The sequence below is a fragment of the Spirosoma luteum DSM 19990 genome (genome assembly GCF_000374065.1).
Lineage (GTDB): Bacteria > Bacteroidota > Bacteroidia > Cytophagales > Spirosomataceae > Spirosoma > Spirosoma luteum.
In genome coordinates this window covers 222,099-243,461 of record NZ_KB893279.1, presented here as the reverse complement: position 1 = coordinate 243,461, position 21,363 = coordinate 222,099, and the positions used below count along the sequence as shown (strand labels likewise).

Sequence of the window (21,363 nt, the reverse complement as noted above, 5' to 3'; positions counted from 1 at the left end):
GGTGAGGTTCAGGTTTTTAGCTGTCACCAGTGCCCCTATTTTCTACTGGTGACAGACTGGTGACAGCTATAATCTACTGGTGACAATTACGTCATACCCCCATAGCTGCTTACCAAATTCGCCCCTTTTTTGTCTGCGCTTAAAACCCGCTGATTGTAATTCATGACCAATTTTACGGTTGTCGAGTTTGCGGTTGTTGGCCCAAACTTCCATTTTAGTCTGAATTTCGTGTGAGCTGATCCACTGAACAGGTTCGCCCCCAACACCAGAAGGGAGGGCAAAGTATTCATCAATAATTTGCCGTTCAATCGACGCATCATCAAAACTACTGGTACTCTCATTAAAGCGTTTGATTTCATCTTTAGTCAGGTGGTGTCGCTCTCCACCCATGTAAGCGTGATAAGCCTCCATAAACAAGTCTATCTTGTCAATGGCGTTATAGGCTTCGTAATTAATGGAAAGTACATTGATGGGGATAACCTTTCTATTGTTGTTAGAGTCGGCAATAATTCGGGTAGGGTTTGAAGTGCCGCACATTACAGCAAGCCTACGCCGTTTGACAAAAGACTTACCGTATGGTTCCCTGAGCGTGAAGCGGTCCACGCTGGCGTAACCTTTCAGCGTTTCGGGGTCTTTTACGGTTTTTCCTTTCCATTCATCATTGAACGTTATCAGGTTTTCACACATCAGCATGTCCGTATCTTTTGTAATAGGCCAAGTTGTTTCGGCAAAATAAACACCTAATTCGGGGGGCAATAAACGCCTAAACCATTCCGTCTTTCCTGTGCCGGGTTCGCCTGTCAGGGTTAATATTAATTCACAGTGTTCACCAAATACCGCCGAAACAATTCCGATCAACCACTTACGAACAAACACCTCCGCATAGTTTGGGAAAAATTCACCCGGCCCCACCCCCGTATCTGTCTCGATTGTTTCAGCCAAAGACATAATCAAACCAGTAGGTTTTCTATACGTATAATCCCGAAAAAAATCTTTGATTGGGTTATAGGTTGGCGTAAAGCTGGAGTGAATTAGTTTGTTCACCATTTTATCCGAAACGCGATCCCCTAAAACTTTGACTGAATGAACCCAAATAGTATTAAAATCATCATCAATCAAACTACGTCCTTTTTCATCTTCAATGTAGCGTGATATTTCGTTTCGGCGCATCGGGTAATTTTGCCGCAGAAATAATTCCAGTTGGTCAAAAAGTGTATCATCGGTCTGTATTTCTTCAGCACTTTCGTAGACCTGCTTAACAATTTGTTCCGCATCATCCCGGCCCACCCCCCCCACCTTTACCAGTGAATCAATGACATCCTCAGCCTTTATTTTTTGCCGCTTCTGCATGGTAGCCGTTCTGGCTATGTCGCGGGTCTTAGGTGTCATTATATCACACCCGTTCTCTTTTGCTATCCAGTAAAAAGTAGAGATGGTTACCTTTCCCAGCTTGTTACGGCAAAGGTATCGGTACATTTTTTCGGTCTCAACCGGATCATAGTCATGCCGAAACTGGCTAACTCGCTGGAAATAATCCAGCCCTCCAGTGTCATACTCACTGGCGAAGGCTAGTCCAGCACGAACCCAATCTCTTGTTGAATCGTGCAACTCGATACCGCGCTGTTCAAATTGCTGAATGACGTATTCAATATCCCCTTTGGTATGTATGACAGTACCAGCCGGTTTAGGGGCTTTTCGCTCTTTTTTGAGGTAGAGTTTAAATAAATTCGCCCGTTCATTTACGTAGGTTTCTTTATCAAAACTAATGAACCGTCGCCGGGAAATATTGCCTGTTGACTTGTCAACTACCCGGCAATATTTCTGCATGTAATAGGCTTTAATACCCTCCCAAGATTCATCCCACCGTTCAGGATGAATCTTGATAATTACGCACAAACCTTTGCCACGTATAGACGCAAAACTAGCGTAGGTGTAAGGGTCGTTATTTACCTGTAGTCGAACTGTTTCTAATTCACCATCTAATTCATCAATATCAACGGCCATGTAACCCGAAGGGTCCTGTAAATTAGCGTTGTTATTGGTGCTAAATGTCCCGCCAATGGTAACGTTTAATTGCTGAATTTTCAGAGCCTTTTGCTTGGCTTCATCATTCCACAACGCACGAACGGCATTTACTTCATTCTCCCATTTTCCGGTAACAATTCCATCAAGAAACTCCTGTAATGAAATCTCTGTTCCGGTCGTGTCTCTAACCCCATTATACAGGGAGAGCATTGGGTTTTTTGTTTCCGTGGTCATCATGCTAATTCAGGTTGAGGCTTTGCAAAATCGACGTACTTTTCCCATCCACGCTTGTAGCCGCGTAGGTGAGCTAATTCTTTTAGCTGTTCCCGGAAATCGGTCTCTGATATTGCCCGGTCCCTGATTACATGGATGGGCCACCCCTTTGAACGGTTCTTAGCCTCTCTTACCCGTTCCAAATCACTGACACTCATAATAGGCCAGTTCGTTGCCTTATCCATGGCAAGCAATTCACGGGTATCAGCGACAACCGTAAACTCGACCTCCTTGGATGGCCCCTTTTCTTTGATTGGGAAAACATGCCCACATTCGGAACATTCGCGGGCCGACATTGGCACAATTGCCCCGCATTGGGCGCAATCTTTAACCGGCGAAACACCGGCCTTTTCTGACTTCTTTCGCTTTTTATTCCACAGTTCCTCCCATGGCCGGGCTTGCTCCCATAGCCCCAACTCCTGCCAGTTATCACCCATATCCAGAATGGTAAACCGACCTTTACCCGGCGAAGGACGGGACCCCCGCCCGCAGCACTGAAGCCATAAACTGACGCTGGTAGTTGCCCGGTTCATTACAATCACCTCAACCCCTGGCTCATCAAAACCAGCATTCAGAATACCGACGTTACAAATAACCGGAAAGGCTCCAGACTTAAACCCGGCAATAATGGAAGCCCTTACCCATGGGTCCGTTTCTCCGTCCAAATGCCGAGCAGGAATGCCAGCCGCTTCAAATTCAGCACAAACCGCCTTGGAATGGGCAATGTTGACGTTAAAAATGATGGTCTTTTTTGCCCGGCCTTCATCGGTGCAAAACTGGAGGTACTTGCTGATTAATCCGGCGTAGACTTCTCGCTTGGCAAACGTGTCCATTTGGGAGGAATCGGAATATTCCCCCATGGAATCCAGTTTTAAACTACTCCTATCTATTCTGGCGGCATACGTAACAGCCGGAACCAAATAGCCGTTATCAATCAAGTCGGCAATTTGAACCGGGTTGACAATGGCATTGTAATAGTTGCTTAAGGGGTCGTCTTTACTGGCACTTAATGGTGTGGCAGTTGCACCTATTACATATACATCACTACCCCACTGAGCAAACAATTTTTTGAAATTTCCGTAATGAGCCTCGTCAATAATAACCAAGTTCATTTTTAGCAGTTCGGGGTGTTTTTTGGCTCGTTTGTAGTAGGTTTCAACCATCCCGACAAAGCAGCGAGCGCGTAGGTTAATTTGCTTATTCGTTGCGGTAATGGCTTCGTAGCGAATACCCATCCGCTCTAAAGTCCCGCCCGCTTGCGTCAACAATTCGGCCCGGTTCGTGAGTATCAGGGCTTTTGCAAATAAATCCTTACTCAATGTCCTGGTTACCAAATCAGCAAACGTTACGGTTTTGCCTGATCCGGTAGGCATACAAAGCAGTACTTTTCGATTATTTAGGACAAAATGTCCACGGATGCCATTTCTAGCATCCTCCTGGTAAGGACGAAGATGGATCATGGCGTTAGGCTTCTGCGAGGGATTCTAGTTCTTTAGCAAACTTTTTTGAAACTGCCTTCACTGCCTTTGCAATGTGGATATTGCCGGGAGTGATCCGTATATTATTGTTTACCAGCGAGTAAACATGACCGCGTTTAACCTGATGCCCGCCGTTCTCTGGTTTAGCCAAATACTCGACAACCATGTTGCCGTAATCTATCCGGCATTTTTTGGAACTAGGATCAACAAAAGGCTCTATGAACCGTTTAAGCCCATTATCTACCTTTGTTGCATCTTTTTTTGTGTTTTCCATATCTTTCTATATGTTTGTTACAACTTTGTTAAATAGGTTCTTAGCAAAGATATAAAAAAATATAAAGTAACACCACGAAAGTATAAAACTTTTCTATTATTATGGAAACAACTGTAGAGTCGTTTGCGCAGAGGTATGAAGCAATACTAATCGCATACGGGCTATCCCCATCGGACTTAGCAAAAAGGCTGAATGAGACAGTAGCCAAATTTTACCAGTATCGGGATGGCGTGAAGCCCCGCAGCGCTGTACTGGAAAAGATGCTGGCAAATTTGCCAGACCTATCGCCTGAATACCTTTACCGGGGCATTGGGCCGATCAAGCTAACAGACCGAAAGCTGACCCCGATTAGTGGAGGCTCAGAACTGGACCGGCTACGAAAAGAAAACGAAGCCTTAAGAATGCAAAATGGGAAATTAGAAAACCGGGTTGAAAAACAGGAAGGACAGATTGAAAAGCTAAATGAACAGGTTGTTAGACTCTCAGAGTTAAATTTCGAGGTGTCTGATAGCCGTACCACCACTTTAAACCAACCGCAGTACGATCATAACCAGGAGCGTTTAGTTATTGCTGGTTTCGTGCAGGAATTACCACAACCCGAACCGATAAAAATATCTTCGCCGGTTCAGGTGTATAGTTCATTGAATATCCTCAAAACGCTGGGATGCGTGGAGGATCACAACGGAACGTGGGTAGTGCCTGCCAGTCAACTCGTACTCGTTCGGTCCTAAAGCGGGCTATCTGTCAGGCCGGGTCACGAACCGGGCCGCGTGGAATGAAAGAATAGAAGCTGGTTGTCATGTTGGATGCAGAGAGAAAAAAGAACCTGTAACTACCTGGCACACAACAAAAAAGCCGTCCCGAGTATCGGGGCGGCTTCTTTTTGTAAGAAACTAAAGGATTAGATGGTGGCTGGCTCCATAGCGGCCTGTAGTTTTTGCTCCAGTACGTTTTTGGGGACGGCTCCTATTACTTTATCGACTAACTGTCCGTTTTTGAAGACCATTAAGGTCGGAATGCTGCGGATACCGAATTGGGCTGGAATCTGGGCGTTTTGATCAACGTCCATTTTAGCCACAACGGCACGTCCTTCGTATTCACCGGCGAGTTGTTCAACAACTGGCCCGATCATCTTACAGGGACCGCACCACTCAGCCCAGAAATCTACTAAAACGGGTTTATCGGAATTTATGAGTTCGTTGAAGTTCGCGTCGGTCGCTTCTACGGCATGTGATCCTGCTGCCATGAGTGAAATGTGTTTATTTGTTTAACTTGTTTTCAGCTACATAAACCCTTTTGGGGCTGATTAGTTCAAAATACTCCCTATCAGGCGCGCTGCCTGTACATAGCTGAAATAGCTAAAAAAATAGCCTTAATGTACAATTTGGTGGTCCATTTTCCAGTCTGGGCTCACCATTTTCTCCGAAGAACTTACGCCTGTCAATTCCACTCACACAGAAAACACGCTTGCCTCTTCTATACGACAAAAAAGTTAACACTTCTACATCACAGCTAAAAATGACTGATTTTTAGAATTTTATTCGCACAATGAAGGGATATATAAAATAAAATGCTTATTTGAGTTCCTCTCACAATTGGCTCAATTAAGCTCATTTTTACTTCATCGTAACGCATGAAAACAGTTACATTCCTGTGCCTGATCACGGGCTTTATATTCAGTAAAATCAGCTTATTGCTAGCGCAGCCAGTCACACTGGAAGCCATCAAAAGCTACCCCTTCCCGAATGAATTAACAAGTGCCGCCACGGGCTCCCGGATTGCCTGGGCACTCAACGAACAGGGAAAACGGAACGTGTACGTAGCCGAAGGGCCAGACTTTAGCCCCCGAAAACTCACTCAATACAATGTTGACGACGGCCAGGAAATTACCAGCCTATCCATTTCTGACGATGGTAAATGGGTAGTATACGTCCGCGGGGGCGATCATGGGTCCAACTGGGATGACGACGTTTCGGTCAATACACTTTCCGAACCAGTGCCCCCAAAAGTGCAGCTATGGAGCGTGCCGTTTGCCGGTGGCGAACCGAAAGCTATAGCCGAAGGTGACGCACCCGTTATCTCACCCGAAAGTAATCGGGTAGCGTTCATTAAAGGCGGCCAGGTTTGGATTGCGCCGACGGATGCCTCGACAGCCGCAAAAATGATGTTTACCGCACGGGGTACCAATGGAGAACTGAACTGGTCGCCGGATGGGTCGAAACTAGCCTTTGTCTGCGACCGAAAAGACCATGCGTTCATTGGCATTTTCACCAATGAAACCACACCCATTACCTGGATTGCCCCCTCCTTCTCGAAAGACGAATCGCCCCGCTGGTCGCCGGACGGCAAACAGATGGTATTCGTTCGCACGGCTGGAAGCGGTGGGGTCCCCGATTCAATTCTCGTCCGTAAGCACCGGCCCTGGTCTATCTGGACCGCCGATGTAGCCTCGGGAACCGCAACGCAACGCTGGCAGGCCCCCAAAACGCTGGCCGGTTCAGTACCCGGCACACACGGCGGAGTCAACCTTCACTGGGCTGCCAATAACCGCATTGTTTTCCTGTCGTATCAGGATGGGTGGCCGCACCTCTATTCGATGGCTTCTTCCGGCGGGTCACCCCTGCTACTTACGGACGGTGCATTCATGGCCGAACATATTACGTTGAGTCACGATAAAAAGTGGCTGGTATTTAGCGGCAACACCGGTCCCGACAAACTGGACATCGACCGTCGTCATGTAGTCAGGGTATCCGTTGACAAAGCAGATATGGAGGTATTGACACCCGGTGACGGTCTTGAATGGACGCCGGTTATTACGGGTGATGGGGCCACCGTTGCCATGATTAGCGCAACAGCCCAGCGCCCTCCATTGCCGACCGTGATGGCGTTTACGAAGGGAACACAGAAGGTGCTGGGCCAAGACCTGATTCCTGGCACTTTCCCACTCAATCAGTTAATTACGCCCAAACAGGTTGTTATCAAAGCACCGGATGGAATGCTCGTACACTGCCAGCTTTTTGAAACACCCGGTACTAAAAAACCAACCGAACGCAGCTCGGCTGAACGCAGCCCGGCAATTATTTACGTGCATGGTGGGCCACCGCGCCAGATGCTGCTGGGCTGGAATTATTCTGACTACTATGCGAATGCCTACGCCATGAATCAATATCTGGCCAGCCAGGGCTTTGTGGTAATATCCGTCAATTACCGGTTGGGTATTGGGTACGGCTACGATTTCCATCAACCGGCCAGCGGGGGCGCCACGGGTGCTTCCGAGTACCAGGACGTACGGGCGGCAGCCGTGTGGCTTTCCGGCCAGCCACAGATAGACCCGGCCCGCATTGGTATTTACGGCGGCTCATACGGTGGCTACATCACCGCACTGGCTCTCGCCAGAGATTCAAAACTGTTCGCGGCTGGTGTGGATATTCACGGTGTTCACGACTGGAGCCAGCAACGATCCGCGCTCACCCCGACTGGCCGTTTCGAAAAAGTACCCGATCTGGAAGCTGCCGCAAAAGTCAATTGGGAATCATCTCCCATATCCTCGGTCAGTGGCTGGACATCGCCGGTTCTGCTTATTCATGGTGACGACGACCGGAACGTAGCCTTTAGTCAAAGTACGGATTTGGTCCGGCGGCTCGACAAACAGGGCGTACCAGTGGAAATGCTGGTTATTGTAAACGACACCCACCACTGGATGAAGCACACCAACGCGCTGAAAATGGGGAACGCCACAGGCGACTTCTTCCGACGGAAGCTAATGAAACCAAAGCAGTAACGCACCGGCATCAATATTTGGGCAGGCCGGGCTTTGTTTACCGAATGCCGGGTTGTTTGCCTGGTTATCGGTAGCGATTATACTCCTATCCACTCACCAGGCAAACGCTTCAGCATTTAGTGATGAACTTCCCAGTTTCGCCAGACTACACGGAGGCCCATTCTGTATCATTGGCCAACCAACGCTAGTTTTTTACCTCCCGGGTCAATGGCCAGCCGGGTTAGCTGCTTGATACCCGCCGAACTAAAGTCGGCCAGTTGCGTCCAGCGAAGGTCAATTTTTGGGTTGAATACGTACAAACTACTTCCCTGCGCCATTAGTAACAGGCCATCAGGCGTCCAGACGAAATCTTCACTACCTGATAGCGTGGGCGCAATGACGGTGATCCGATTTGTTTGCAGATCAAGCTGTTTAATCTCCCAATCGATGGGGGTGCGTTTATGCACGAAACTAAGTGCCTGTTTGCCCGGAATCTTATGCAGCGAACGGCCAACACTCCCCTGCATCCGGGCGGTGTCGCCCGTACTGACACGGGCCAGTTGCAGTGAATTTGGGCTCCCTAGGATGAACAGCGCCAGTGAGTCGGGGGTGAGCCAGCAGTGATACCCTACCGGTTTTACGTTTTCCAGTACCAGCGCAGGCGCACCAACCCCCGACATCGGGAATTTCCACAGACGCTGCGTTTTGTCGCTCTCTACCCGGATTACCGAGAAATAAGCTGTATCGGGTGTAACCGTGGGCGAATATTCACCTTCGGGCGTTTGAGTAAGCTGCGTCGTTACTGTGGATTGAAGGTCGAAGCGGTAAATGTCAGTTTGTCCGTCCTCACGCATGGACGTGTACAGGATGCTTTTACCATCGGGGGTGAAGGAGGGTTGATTGTCGTAGCCCTTTCGCTGAGTAATGTTGACTGGTTTGCCGGCTTGAATAATTTGGTTTTTGAAAATCAGGTCAACGAGAAAAATATCGGAATCGGGTGGTGTCTGACCAAATGTTTTGCCAGTACCCGACAGTAGAAGTGACAGAGCAAACCAGGAGAAAGTAACCAGTAGGCTTACTGCCCTGTTATGAACGTGCGTAAGACGTGACATGATTCTATTTCGACTTGATGGAGCAACGACCGTTTCCAGCTAGAAACGGTCGTTGTTGCGGTAAGCTCGTCAATTACTGGCACAGGACGAAATACGGGCAGAACAAGTTCAGTAACAGCATCACCCATTGGGACTTATGCGTGACCGGGCGACTCATCCTGTTCGCGCCATTCGCGCACTTTCCGCTCGGCTTCGCGGGTTTTTTCTTCCGACATCGTCTTATCTTTCCCCATGTAAAGCGTTTGAGAAGGAAAGGCAAAACCGGTTCCACTGCCGTCTACTATATCAATCATTTGCAGCATCAGGTCTTCCTGTATGCCTAAGAATTCGTTGAAATCGCTCGTGTTGATGTACGCAAAAACGGCCAGATCCAGAGAGTTTTCGCCCAACGCTACGAATCGAACCCGCGCCGGGTCTGGATTTACCTTCGGGTGATTACGCAGCAGCGACCGGAGTTCAGCCAGCAAATACCGAATCTGGTCGGGTGTCGTTTCGTACCGTAGCTGAAGCGTGGGGTTGAACAGCAGGCGGTCACGGAAGGCGAAGTTTTCGATTTTCTGAGCCGCCAACTGCCCGTTGGGTACAACCACAATTGTTCGGTTGGCGGTGCGGAGACGGGTCGATCGCATCCCAATCTGCTCCACCGTGCCAATAATATCGTCCACCTTACACAGGTCACCCACCCGCAGGGGCTGGTCGGCAATGATAGTGATGCTACCCACAAAGTTTTCTATCGTTTTTTGCGCACCCAGTGCCAGCGCGATACCACCAATTCCCATAGCGGCCAGCCCGGTTGTTACGTCCCAGCCCAGCACATTAAGCACCGAAATGATACCAAACGCAATAAGAACGAGTTTAATACCCCGCCTGACAAAAAGCACGGCCGAGAGTCGGCCCGGCTGCCCCGTTTCGAGCAGCCACCGTCTGGCATACTGCGAAACCACATCGATAAGTTGCCATAATAGTAACAGAAAAGCCACTAAGCCTACTACCACTATAGCATCGCTGAATTTCTGACGGATGATGATGGATACACCAATATTCTGGCTGGCAAACACAAAGAGCCACACGGCCAGATAAATTCGGATGGGTAGCACAAAGGCCTGAACAACCTCCGCTACCTGTGGCTCCTTCGCTTTTTTCCAGGAAACCCGTAACAGGCCGACCAACAGCGTAGCAATGACCCCTGCCAATAGATAAGCAAATACAACCAGCACAAACATGGCCAGCCAATGGCCTATGGGTACACCGCTCCACTTATTGTCGATCAGAAAGTCAGGGAGCATCTTTTCAATAGTGAAGCCGTCAAGTTTTTCACTCAGGGCAGGCATCCGCTGCACAGTTTCCGAAGAAAACAGCCAGATAGGGCCATCGGTAGGGTCTTCTATTTTCTCGAGCAGGATAGCGACTTTTTCGTCATTGACTTCGGCCGTCCCTATCAAATCCAGATTAGGTCCTGATTTATCCCTGGCATTACCAGTAGAGTCATTGCTGATAAGCGTTCGGGGAATGATATTGCTCCGCTGGTCGAGCACTCTTTGCAACGCTCGTGCCAGGCTGGCACCTGATTGAGCAGGCATCTTTTTGGTAATTCCAACCAGGTTTAGGTACTGGGCAGCCAGAACATAATCTTCCTGCTCCACCGCCTTGATGAACCCGAGCACAGTGCCGCGTGGTGTTCGGCGACCCAGTGAGTCAACCGGCCGCTGCGGTACCAACGTTACTTTTGCCGTATCGTTGGCACCAGTCCTGAATAGCTGCGCCGGTGCGGAAATGGCACTCATTACAACCAATAATGCAATAAACGGAAGGGATAAGTAGCGGGTAAGGCTAATGCGTTTTCTAATAAATACCATGAAGAACAAAGAGAGTTAGTAAAGCTACCCTCGGGTTAAGAAGCAAAAAATCAGGCATATAACCTGTTACCAACGAAAGGCCAACACCCAATGTGGAAGGGTAAAAAAACAACAAACCAAAAGGCGGGGTCGATTTAACTAACCGATATGCGAAATGCTAAGTTCAGTCCGTGTTTACGACGTATTCCATCTGCTTATCCCTCATTCAGATTTATGATAGCCTTCAACGGTAGGCAGGCCGTTATCTTTACAGCGTAGTAAAACGAGAAAACCTGATTCGATTATCGACTAAAGCAGGGCTCTCCTTCAATCCAATGATAACGACTGATATTTGTATAATTGGCGCGGGCCCGGTGGGCTTATTCGCCGTTTTTGAAGCGGGTTTATTGAAAATGCGGTGCCACCTGATTGATGCGCTGCCCCAGGTGGGCGGGCAACTGTCGGAGATTTACCCCCAGAAACCCATCTATGATATTCCCGGTTATCCGGCCATCAATGCGCAGGCACTGGTGGATAACCTGATGGAACAGATTGCCCCGTTCAATCCCGGATTCACGCTTGGCGAACGGGTAGAAGGACTCGACAAACAGCCGGACGGCTCATATATGGTTACGACCAGCGACGGAACGGTTGTACACTGTCAGGTAGTGGTCATTGCCGGTGGGTTGGGATGTTTTGAACCCCGCAAGCCTGACATTATCAACCTCGAACGCTTTGAAGGGAAAGGCGTTGCCTACATGGTCAAGAATCCAGAGCAGTTGCGGAACCGCCGGGTGGTGCTGGCGGGTGGTGGCGACTCGGCCCTCGACTGGACCGTTTTTCTAGCCGATATTGCCAGCGAGGTAACCCTGATTCACCGCAGTGACACGTTCCGGGGTGCTCCCGATTCAGCGGAAAAAGTGTTCAACCTGGCCGAGCAGGGCCGTATTAACCTGCTGCTTCAATCAACCATTACCAGCATCAACGGCAACGGCCATTTGCAGGAAGTCAGCATTACGGCCAAAGATAAAACCGTAACTACGCTGGCGACCGATAACCTGATCCCCCTTTTCGGCCTAACGCCCAAACTCGGCCCTATCGCCGATTGGGGCCTCACCATCGACAAATCGGCCATTCATGTCGACACAACCGATTACGCCACGAATATTGAACGTATCTATGCTATTGGTGATATTAACACGTACCCGGGCAAACTGAAGCTAATTCTGTGCGGCTTCCACGAGGCCGCGCTCATGTGCCAAAGTGCTTTTCGCTACGTTCACCCCGACCAAAAACTTAGTTTCAAGTACACGACCGTAAACGGTGTACCTACTTTTTAGACCGAATGACCATGATTCACTTCACCGTTGAAGACCGCCATGGCGAGCGCCAATCGATAGATATTCCCGAAGGTATAAACCTGAACCTGATGGAAGTCCTGAAAGCGTCGGACTATACCATACTGGCCACGTGCGGGGGCATGGCTCTCTGCGCAACGTGCCACGTGCAGGTTTTGACTGGACTCGATGCATTGCCATCACCACAGGATGCCGAGCTGGATATGCTGGATACATTACCCGATGCGGAATACGACAGTCGGCTGGCCTGCCAGATTCAAATAGATGATTTGGTAGAAGGGGCACTATTCAGAATCAAGAGCGACGAGCCGCTTTGACTTACCTCACGGGTGAACCGTCGCGAATTTCTTCAGTAGCGGTGGTTACCAGTGAATCGCCTTCGGATAAGGAGCCAAAAATCTCGACTTTGTCATCCGCTTCCAGGCCTTTTTTGACGGGCACCCATTCTGCTTTGTGGTCACGGACGCGAATAACGAAAACGCCGGTCGATGCGTTAACAATGGCTGATGCTGGTACAATCAGCGTACTGCTCTTTGTGGGCAGTGGTACGGTCACTTCGGCAATCATGCCGGGCAGCAGTTTTTTATCCTCGTTCGATACATCCACCTCTACCCGCTCCGACCGCAGCCGTTTATCCAGCGTACCCGACTGCCGTTTCACCTGCCCGGTGAATTTCTTATCCGGGAATGCCTTGACACTAAAACTGATGGGATCGTTCTGGTCGACGTAACCGGTGTAGGCTTCAGGAATCGAGATGACCAGCCGCAACTTTTTCTGCTCGGTCAGTACAAACAACGGAAACTCTGACCCTTTGCCCGATGGCCCGATGTACGCACCCGTACTGGCATTACGGGCGCTGATAATACCGCTGAATGGTGCCCGTATCTGCAGGTAGCGCTTCAGGTCACCTACTTCGCGATAGGCTGATTTGGCTGCTTCCAGCTGGGCATTGTCGGCGTTTCGTTTCGCCAGTGCCTGGTCTACATCGTTTTTGGATACGGCCCCGGAGAATTTACTGGCTTCCAGTATCCGCTCGTAATTAGCCTTGCTGGCAATAGAGAGTGCTTCCTGGGCTTTCAACTTCGAATCGGCGGAGGATAACTGAGAACTTAATTCGGGCGCTTCGGCCAGGGCGAGTAACTGGCCCTGCCTAACCTCTGAACCAACGTCAACGTACATGGCTTTGATAAATCCGCTTACTTTGGCGTAGATGTCCACATCCCGGAAAGCCACTAACTCGCCCGGTACCTGGAGTGAGGAAGACAGCTGCCCCCGTTTAAGCGCAAACACGTCCACCGTAGCGGGTGCCTCAACAGCCGTTTCCGTCTTGTAAACCTCCGTTTTGGAAACGTCTTTTTTGCCCTCCGTTTTCTGGCAGCTAACCAGTGAACTGGCCACGAACAGGCTACCGGAAAAGGCCAGTACAGTATAGAGTGAACGGTTAATTCGCCGATTCATACAGAGAGGGAATATAATATTTACTGTTTTTATCTTCAGGGTCAAGCGAAGCCGATTCGGTGGACGTGTTACCCTGCACCCAGGCAAAAACCAGCGGCAGAATAAACAGGGCAGCAAATGTGGAGGAAATCAACCCGCCAATAACGGCCCGGCCCAGCGGTGCCGCCTGCGAACCGCCCTCGCCCAAACCCGATGCCATCGGAATCATACCCACCACCATGGCCACACTGGTCATTAGAATGGGCCGGATACGAATGGAAGCAGCTTCCTGCGCCGATTGCAGCGCATTACCGTTCCGCATCCGGAGTTCTTCGGCGTTAGTTACCATCAGCACCGCGTTTGAGATAGACACCCCTACCGACATGATCATACCCATGTACGATTGTAAATTCAGGGTCGAACCGGTGAGCATCAGTAGGGCGAGCGAACCAACCAGTACGGCGGGAACGGTACACAAAACGACCAGCGACACTTTGAATGACTGGAAGTTGGCGGCCAGCATCAGGAAAATAACAACGATAGCAACTATCAAACCGTTTTGCAGACTTTCGAGCGTTTCGGTCAGTACGACGCTCAGCCCCTGCAAATTGACCGTCATGCCGCGTGGCAGTTCGCCCAGCGCGTTGATGGCGGCCTGCACATCGGTCGTAGCCGTGCCTAAGTCCATGTCATTCAGGTTGGCCGTTACGGAAAGGACCGGAATAGCCCCGAGGTTATCGTTTTCTCCGTAGGTCGTTCCTTTTTGCAGGGTAGCCACATCGCTCAGCACCGGGCGGTTGCTGTTAGGCAAAATTGGTATCTCGCCAATGTCATTTATACTAGCCATCTGATTTTCCGGCACCTGGACCTGAACGCTGTAGGACTGCGTTGATTTAGGGTCAATCCAGACGCTTTTGTCGGTGTAGCGCGACGAGGAAGTGGAGGCAATCAGGGAGCGGGAAATGGCCGAAATATCCGTTCCCAACTGGGCTGCCCGCGCCCGGTCGATGGTTACGTCTATGGTTGGGTAATGAGTGGCCTGCCCAATCTGCACATCCCGCAGGTACGAAATCTGGTTCAGTTTGGCAATGACCTTATTGGCGTATTCTTCGTTTTGCTTCTTGTTCTTACTCGACACTTTCACCTCGATGGGTGTCGGCGACCCCTGACTCAAAATTTTGTCGGTCAGTTCAATCGGCTCGAATGAAAGTTTCACATCGGGCAGGGCCTTTTTCATCCGTTCCCGAAACTGGTCCTTCAACCCGTCCATATCGGCGTCGTAGTCTTCAGTCAAACTAACCTGCAAAACGGCCTCCTGCGGCCCGGCCATGAACAGGTAAATGGGGCTGGTGGAGAACTGGGCGCCGTGCATACCCACCATGGCCGAGGTAATATCTACGTTTTCTTTACCGACCAGGTCATATAGCACATCGATGGTTTTCAGCATGGATGTTTCCGTTTTCTCCAGCCGGGTACCGTCGGGATTCCGGATTCGTACCTGAAACTGGCCCGCATCCCCCCTGGGCAACACATCGCGACCAATAAGGGAAATCAATAGAGCGGCCACACCCAGCGAACCAACGATGTACACCAGCACAATGGGTTTACGATACGGTAATGTCCGGCCAATGAAGCGAACGAACCGCGCCCGTATCCGCTCAAAAAAACTAACCTTCCCCGTGTTGTTAAGGTCGATACGGTGCGCCAGTTCCTGCTTTTCGTCTAGCAGCATATCGTGTTCACTCCGCCCGTTCCCGTTTTGGCTGGCCCGGCCGTTTCGTCCGAGTTTCTTTCTGAGCAGCCGTGCATACTGGCGAACCCGGCTTTTGCTGATGTGCGTATTTTCTTTCATCATCCAGTTGGCCAGCACTGGCACCAGTGTTTGTGCCATTACGTACGAGGTAATCATGGAGAATGAAATGGACAGAGCAAGCGGCAGAAACAAAGCACCAGGAATGCCCGTCATGGTGAAAGCAGGGGCAAATACGGCCAGAATACACAATAGAATCAGCAGTTTGGAGAACGCGATTTCCTTACAGGCATCCCATATGGCCAGTGCTTTGGGTTTCCCCATGTCCATATGCTGGTGGATATTCTCGATGGTTACCGTGCTTTCATCCACCAGAATGCCAATAGCCAGGGCCAGCCCGCTCAGGGTCATGATATTGATGGTCTGACCAAATAAGGACAGGAATAATACGCCGGATATGATACAGGTCGGGATGGTGATAATGACGATGAGTGCCCCGCGGGCATCGCCCAGAAACAGCAATACCATCAAGCCCGTCAGGATAGCACCAATCCCGCCTTCTACCATCAGGCTCTCCACAGAATTGATTACGTACACGGACTGGTCGAAGGTGTAGGTTAGTTTTACATCGTCGGGTAGCAACGACTGGAAGCGGGGCAGGGCAGCTTTCAGTTTCTGCACCACCTCCCAGGTTGAGGCATCGGCCGATTTGGTAATGGGCATATACACCGAGCGTTTACCGTTGACCAGTACGTACCCCTGCGTAATATCGGCCCCGTCCGTAACGGTTGCCACGTCTTTCAGCGTCAGGTTCTGTACCGTTCCGGTATACAGGGGAATGTTACCGAAGTCCTCGATATTGCGGATGGTGGTATTGGCGGGGGTAAAATAATTCAGGTCGCCTACGCGCACGTTGCCCGCCGGGGTTGCTTGGTTGTTGATACGCAGGGCGGCTACCAACTGGTCGGGGGTGAGGTTGTGCGACCGCATCAGGGCGGGGTCGGCTTTGATGACGATAGTTCTGGAGTTACCGCCAAAGGGGGCTGGTGCTACCAGACCGGGAATGGCCGTAAAGCCCGAGCGGACATATACGTTGGCCAAATCCTGTAGTTCATTGTTGGTCCGTTTGGGGCTGCTTAACACCAATTGCCCCACCGGCAGGGTAGATGCGTCGAAGCGGAGGATAAACGGCGGCTGCGAGCCGGGCGGAAACAGGGCCTGGGCACGGTTGGAGTAAGTAGCTACCTCGGCAGCCGCCTGCGCCATGTTGGTGCCTTCGTAAAAGGATAATTTGATGAGCGTTAAGCTCTGGATATTTTTGGTTTCGATACTCTTTACGCCCGATACATACAGCAGCAGATTGACGTACTGCTTGCCAAAAAACGACTCCATCTGGTTAGGCGTATAGCCACCAAAGGGTTGCGAGATATAAATAACCGGTAAGTTAAGGTTCGGAAAAATGTCAATCTTGATGGTACGAACGGCATTTATACCAAAGAAGAACAAACTGGCCACCAGTACCAGAATGGTAATGGGTTTACGTAAAGCAGCACGGATTAAATTCATGAGTAAGCCTGTATACCGGATTAAATCAGTTTCATCGCTCGTTTTACTTCATGCAGGCCTAAGTTTCTGCTAAAGTCATTCTTTTTCCCGGATAGATTATATCGTGGTGTTTTGCTTCTAAAAGTTACGCATTTATGAAGATTTCTGGTTATTCATCCGTTTGTTGGCAGCCATAAAAAAAGTGCCGGGCTCTCAAACCCGGCACTCTCGTATATAACAGACCGAAAAGCGATTATGCCAGCCGGTTGATGCAATTCAAATCTTCGAACGCAATTTTCAGGCGTTGTACCATGCTCTCTTCGCCCTTACGCAACCATACGCGGGGGTCGTAGTATTTTTTGTTTGGCGAATCAGCACCGTCAGGGCTGCCTAACTGTGTTTGCAGATACCCTTCTTTCGACTTGTAGTATTTCAGAATGCCTTCCCACATGGCCCACTGCATATCGGTATCCAAATTCATTTTTACGGCACCGTAGCGGATGGCTTCCCGAATTTCTTCACGGCTGGAACCCGAACCACCGTGGAATACAAAGTTTACGGGTAGTGGCCCCGTAGCGTACTGCTCCTGAATATACTTCTGCGAATTGTCCAGAATGATGGGCGACAGTTTCACGTTGCCCGGCTTATAGACGCCGTGTACGTTGCCAAAAGCAGCCGCAATGGTGAAGTTTGGCGATATTTTGCTTAGTTCTTCATAAGCATACGCTACTTCTGATGGTTGGGTATAGAGTTTGGAATCGTCGACGTCGGTGTTATCGACGCCATCTTCTTCGCCACCGGTTACGCCCAGTTCAATTTCCAGCGTCATGCCGATTTTGGCCATCCGCTCGAAGTAGGTGGCGCAAATTTCGATGTTCTCTTCAAGCGGCTCTTCCGACAGGTCGAGCATGTGCGATGAATACAGTGGCTTACCTGTTTGATCGAAATGTTTTTCACCAGCGTCCAGCAACCCATCAATCCAGGGTAGGAGTTTCTTGGCGCAGTGGTCGGTGTGCAGAATGACCGGAACCCCGTATAGTTCAGCTACGTGATGCACGTGCAGGGCGCCTGAAACGGAACCGGCAATGGCAGCTTGTTGCTTATCGTTAGGCAGGCTTTTGCCCGCGTAGAAAATACCGCCACCGTTGGAGAACTGAACAATGACGGGTGAGTTAACGGCTTTGGCTGTTTCGAGTACGGCATTGACCGAGTCCGTACCGACCACATTGACGGCAGGCAGGGCATAATCATTTTCGTTGGCGTGACGGAACAATTCAGTGACGCCTTCGCCGGTTACAACGCCGGGTGCAAAACGAGTGCTTACTTCGCTCATAAAATCTAGGTTTTAAACTATAATCAGAAAAACTTATATCAAAGATAGTTCAGATGGAGTGCGGGGGATTTATGCTGCAAGGTACAATTTTTGCCATGATGAATTATCATCAGGGTTTAATCAACCATTCTGGTGGCCTACTAAGGCAACGGGTGGGGTTTGACGCCCTCAACCGTTATTTTAACCGGCTTGATGGCTCCTTTCTCGTCAAAATACAGCCGGTCGATGCACGTTTCGCGGTGGTTACCATCCGTTTCGGTCAGGGGGCGACGGTGATAGATGATGTACCAATCGTCGGTATTCGGAACCTGAACAACGGAGTGATGCCCTGCACCTCTCGCCACAGCCGGGTCCTGCTGAAGAATTTTACCCACGCGCTCGAAAGGCCCAAACGGCGATGATGCAGTAGCATAGGCAACCGAATAATCAGGCCCTGTCCAGCCGCCTTCCGACCACATAAAATAATACGTCCCGTTGCGGGTGAACATGATTGGCCCCTCCACGTAGTTTTTCGGGGTTATTTCCCGGTACGTAGTGCCATCAGGGAAAGGCAGGAAGCCGGTAAAATCGTCTTTCAACCGGGCGATGTTACAATGACCCCAACCGCCATAAATCAGGTAATACTGCCCGTCTTTGTCTTTGTAAACGAACTGGTCGATGGGCTGGGCACCGTTGTGAATCTGACCAACCAGCGGCTTACCCAAGTAATCCCGGAACGGGCCGGCGGGGTTATCAGCCACGGCGACACCAATGCCGCCTACTTCTTTTTTGTCATCGTGAATGTCATTCGCACCGAAGAACAGGAAATACCGGCCATCTTTTTCGACGATAGCAGGTGCCCACATCGCCCGTTTAGCCCATTTGACGGCAGTTGAGTCGAGGATGCGGCTGTGCTTTGTCCAGTTAACCAGATCGGGTGAGGAAAAAGCATCGAAAAATACCTGCTGATTGTACGGGGCCGAATACGTAGGGTAAATCCAGTACTTGTTGCCAAAAACGGCTCCTTCGGGGTCAGCATACCAACCCGGAAATACGGGATTGCCAGACGTGGTCTTCGGCGATTGCTGAGCCGAACTGATAAATGAAAGGAGGAACAGGAAAGTAAAAACGAGCGAAAAGCGTGAGCGCAGCATAAACAATGGATAAAGTAAGGTTCAAAAATAAGCACCTTCTCGATACGAACAGTTCCCGGCTGGCCAGTACGGCTGTTTTACAAATGCCTTACTGCCTGATTTAACCTAAGTGGAGGATTATTCTTTGCCCGTATTCACGTTAAATTAGATAAGCCAATCAGCAGCGCATCAGAACCGCCGGGTAGTGCCTCCAAAGCGAAAGAAAGCATAACTACAAAAACTGCTCAGAGCCGTTAGAAAATGCCAGATGGCGTGTCCCTGAATGAACGAATGAGGGTCGCAATTCACCTTCTGCACATCCAGCGTTCGTATTTTTATGGCGGCCACGATCAAGACTAAACTCAGGACAATCAGAACCAGGGAGCGTTCTTTCCTGAATTGGACGTAGTTTATGACCATCAGCCCATTCAGCAATAGAATCAAAGCCGGTACCAGCAGGGCGCTGGATACCAGCAGTGCCAACCAGTAGAAAGCCCCGATAGCCGCTGCCAGACATACTACCCAACCGATTTTCTGTATGCCAACGAGCCTGATTTTATAAAAAACATGGTAGAGCGCAATACCCGCCAGTGTGATCATAATACCGTAGGTTCCATTCATGTCGACCCGCTGCCCCGCGTACGTCAGGGATGCGTGAAAAAACGCGCTACCGACGCTCAGATACACAAAGCAAATACCCATCAGGGCGGAAAGCTGAGGGAATTTTTCCAGCCTGTTTTGCCCGGTACTATCCCGGTTTTGATAGTCGTACCGGGCGATAAATAAAATCAGGGCACCCCAGAAGAAGTAAGCCAGGTTTGAGTAGGTGTTCATGGGTTGGTGGAAAAACCGGGTAACCCGATTGAACTCGCAGTACTCAACCGTCAGGGCCGACCGGCTTACCTGCATACCCGCCCAGAAGTCCCCTCCAATGAACATATCCATCCCAATCCAAACCAATAACATACCCAGGGTGAAGCCGGTAGCCCGAAGGAGTATTTTATAGAAACCCGGTACAGTCATACGTTAATGCGTCAGGTAAGTTGGACGAAAAAAGCCGGGCAGCACAGGTGGCTACTCTAGTGGGCAACTGGATTCAACCTGCCCGAAACGCAAAAACGGAGCCTTATCAGCTCCGTTCTACCCGTATATACTCTGAATCAGCTTGCTACAGATTAGAATCTTCGCGGCTATTGAAGGTATCTCCCTGGCTAAGGTCACCGGTTTTGAGTCCTTTCTTAAACCAGTATACCCGCTGGGCTGAGGTGCCGTGCGTAAATGCATCGGGCACTACCCGCCCCTGCGTTTCTTCCTGAATTTTATCGTCACCAATGGCATTAGCCGCCGTCAGGGCCGATTCAACGTCGCTGTCATTGAGGGCAAGACTCTGTCCCTGCGCGTGATGCGCCCAAACCCCCGCGAAGAAGTCAGCCTGGAGTTCCAGCCGAACCGATACGCGGTTGTAATCCCTCTTGCTCATCTGCTGACGTAGCTGGTCGGTTTTTTCCATAATCCCCATTTGCTTCTGCACATGGTGACCAATTTCGTGGGCTATTACATACGCCATTGCGAAGTCACCGGGAGCATTGAAGCGCCGGGCCAGTTCGTCATAAAACGATAAGTCGATGTATACTTTCTGGTCGAGGGGGCAGTAAAAAGGACCCATTGCCTGCTGGGCGGTACCACAACCCGACGACGTAGCTCCCCGGAACATCACCAGCGTTGGTTTGGGGTACTGAGAACCCTGTTCGGCAAATAGTTTGGTCCAGACATCCTCCGTGCTGGCCAGCACCCGGCTCGTAAAAAGAGCGGCATCATCGTCGGCCTGCGGACCGGCCGGAGCCTGTTGCGACGTTGCCTGGCTTGGCGCTGTCTGATTAAGAATTTCCGACGGGTCGCCACCCAGCAGCATCACGATGATGGCTACCACTACAGTGCCGATACCACCGCCAACCAACATCCCGCCACCACTGCTACCCCGGCGGTCATCGACATTGTCACTTTCACGGCCTCCTAACCAACGCATAGTATTTATCGATTAATAGATGGAATGGTTGCTTTCCGGCAGCTC

16 protein-coding genes are annotated in these 21,363 nt (G+C 50.2%); 4 read left to right on the top strand and 12 right to left on the bottom strand.

What is annotated here, in order from left to right:
- Window positions 1-66: 66 nt before the first annotated feature.
- From B156_RS0122445 to B156_RS0122435, 3 genes are read right to left on the bottom strand one after another with little or no spacing between them, the layout of a single operon-like run.
- Complete coding sequence (locus tag B156_RS0122445) at window positions 67-2,262, bottom strand: VapE domain-containing protein (protein WP_018622044.1); 2,196 nt, start codon at window positions 2,260-2,262, stop codon at window positions 67-69.
- Complete coding sequence (locus B156_RS0122440) at window positions 2,259-3,758, bottom strand: DEAD/DEAH box helicase (RefSeq protein WP_084757839.1); 1,500 nt, start codon at window positions 3,756-3,758, stop codon at window positions 2,259-2,261. The genes B156_RS0122445 and B156_RS0122440 overlap by 4 nt, the downstream gene beginning before the upstream one ends.
- A gap of 4 nt (window positions 3,759-3,762) precedes the next feature.
- Window positions 3,763-4,050: a hypothetical protein gene (locus B156_RS0122435; protein ID WP_018622042.1), complete on the bottom strand. Its 288-nt coding sequence runs from the start codon at window positions 4,048-4,050 to the stop codon at window positions 3,763-3,765.
- 101 nt (window positions 4,051-4,151) lie between these two features.
- Here B156_RS0122435 and B156_RS0122430 point away from each other — a divergent pair, with 101 nt between their 5' ends.
- Window positions 4,152-4,781 (top strand): hypothetical protein, encoded by a 630-nt coding sequence (locus B156_RS0122430; RefSeq protein WP_018622041.1) that lies wholly within the window; start codon window positions 4,152-4,154, stop codon window positions 4,779-4,781.
- 170 nt (window positions 4,782-4,951) lie between these two features.
- Here the strand turns inward: B156_RS0122430 and trxA are convergent, their stop codons facing one another.
- Window positions 4,952-5,296 carry a thioredoxin gene (gene trxA, locus B156_RS0122425; protein ID WP_018622040.1) on the bottom strand — a complete coding sequence of 115 codons (345 nt, stop codon included), beginning with the start codon at window positions 5,294-5,296 and terminating at the stop codon, window positions 4,952-4,954.
- Between the two features lie 387 nt (window positions 5,297-5,683).
- On the opposite strand from trxA, the gene B156_RS0122420 reads away from it, so the two are divergent.
- Window positions 5,684-7,831, top strand: coding sequence for a S9 family peptidase (locus B156_RS0122420; RefSeq protein WP_018622039.1), 2,148 nt, complete (start codon window positions 5,684-5,686; stop codon window positions 7,829-7,831).
- 167 nt (window positions 7,832-7,998) lie between these two features.
- On the opposite strand, the gene B156_RS0122415 is transcribed toward B156_RS0122420, so the two are convergent.
- Together B156_RS0122415 and B156_RS0122410 are read right to left on the bottom strand one after the other, a co-directional pair.
- A complete protein-coding gene (locus tag B156_RS0122415; RefSeq protein ID WP_018622038.1) occupies window positions 7,999-8,922 on the bottom strand; it encodes a TolB family protein in 924 nt (307 codons plus the stop codon).
- Between the two features lie 134 nt (window positions 8,923-9,056).
- The gene (locus tag B156_RS0122410; RefSeq protein ID WP_018622037.1) at window positions 9,057-10,778 is read right to left on the bottom strand and encodes a mechanosensitive ion channel family protein; all 1,722 of its coding nucleotides are present in this window, start codon (window positions 10,776-10,778) and stop codon (window positions 9,057-9,059) included.
- A 314-nt stretch (window positions 10,779-11,092) separates the two neighbouring features.
- Here B156_RS0122410 and B156_RS0122405 point away from each other — a divergent pair, with 314 nt between their 5' ends.
- Window positions 11,093-12,097 carry an NAD(P)/FAD-dependent oxidoreductase gene (locus tag B156_RS0122405; RefSeq protein ID WP_018622036.1) on the top strand — a complete coding sequence of 335 codons (1,005 nt, stop codon included), beginning with the start codon at window positions 11,093-11,095 and terminating at the stop codon, window positions 12,095-12,097.
- 11 nt (window positions 12,098-12,108) lie between these two features.
- Window positions 12,109-12,432: a 2Fe-2S iron-sulfur cluster-binding protein gene (locus tag B156_RS0122400; RefSeq protein WP_026260990.1), complete on the top strand. Its 324-nt coding sequence runs from the start codon at window positions 12,109-12,111 to the stop codon at window positions 12,430-12,432.
- Between the two features lies 1 nt (window position 12,433).
- Here B156_RS0122400 and B156_RS0122395 read toward each other — a convergent pair whose 3' ends face one another.
- The 6 genes from B156_RS0122395 to ypfJ form a co-directional block, all read right to left on the bottom strand.
- Window positions 12,434-13,573 (bottom strand): efflux RND transporter periplasmic adaptor subunit, encoded by a 1,140-nt coding sequence (locus tag B156_RS0122395; RefSeq protein WP_018622034.1) that lies wholly within the window; start codon window positions 13,571-13,573, stop codon window positions 12,434-12,436.
- A complete protein-coding gene (locus B156_RS0122390; protein ID WP_018622033.1) occupies window positions 13,557-16,868 on the bottom strand; it encodes an efflux RND transporter permease subunit in 3,312 nt (1,103 codons plus the stop codon). Before B156_RS0122390 ends, B156_RS0122395 begins: the two co-directional genes overlap by 17 nt.
- 232 nt (window positions 16,869-17,100) lie before the next feature.
- A complete protein-coding gene (gene fbaA, locus B156_RS0122385) occupies window positions 17,101-18,180 on the bottom strand; it encodes a class II fructose-bisphosphate aldolase (RefSeq protein ID WP_018622032.1) in 1,080 nt (359 codons plus the stop codon).
- A 140-nt stretch (window positions 18,181-18,320) separates the two neighbouring features.
- Window positions 18,321-19,313, bottom strand: coding sequence for a glycoside hydrolase family 43 protein (locus tag B156_RS0122380; protein ID WP_018622031.1), 993 nt, complete (start codon window positions 19,311-19,313; stop codon window positions 18,321-18,323).
- 168 nt (window positions 19,314-19,481) lie between these two features.
- Window positions 19,482-20,315, bottom strand: a complete 834-nt coding sequence (locus B156_RS0122370) for a ceramidase domain-containing protein (RefSeq protein ID WP_018622029.1) — start codon at window positions 20,313-20,315, stop codon at window positions 19,482-19,484.
- A 145-nt stretch (window positions 20,316-20,460) separates the two neighbouring features.
- Window positions 20,461-21,318: a KPN_02809 family neutral zinc metallopeptidase gene (gene ypfJ, locus B156_RS0122365; protein WP_018622028.1), complete on the bottom strand. Its 858-nt coding sequence runs from the start codon at window positions 21,316-21,318 to the stop codon at window positions 20,461-20,463.
- Between the last annotated feature and the right edge of the window lie 45 nt (window positions 21,319-21,363).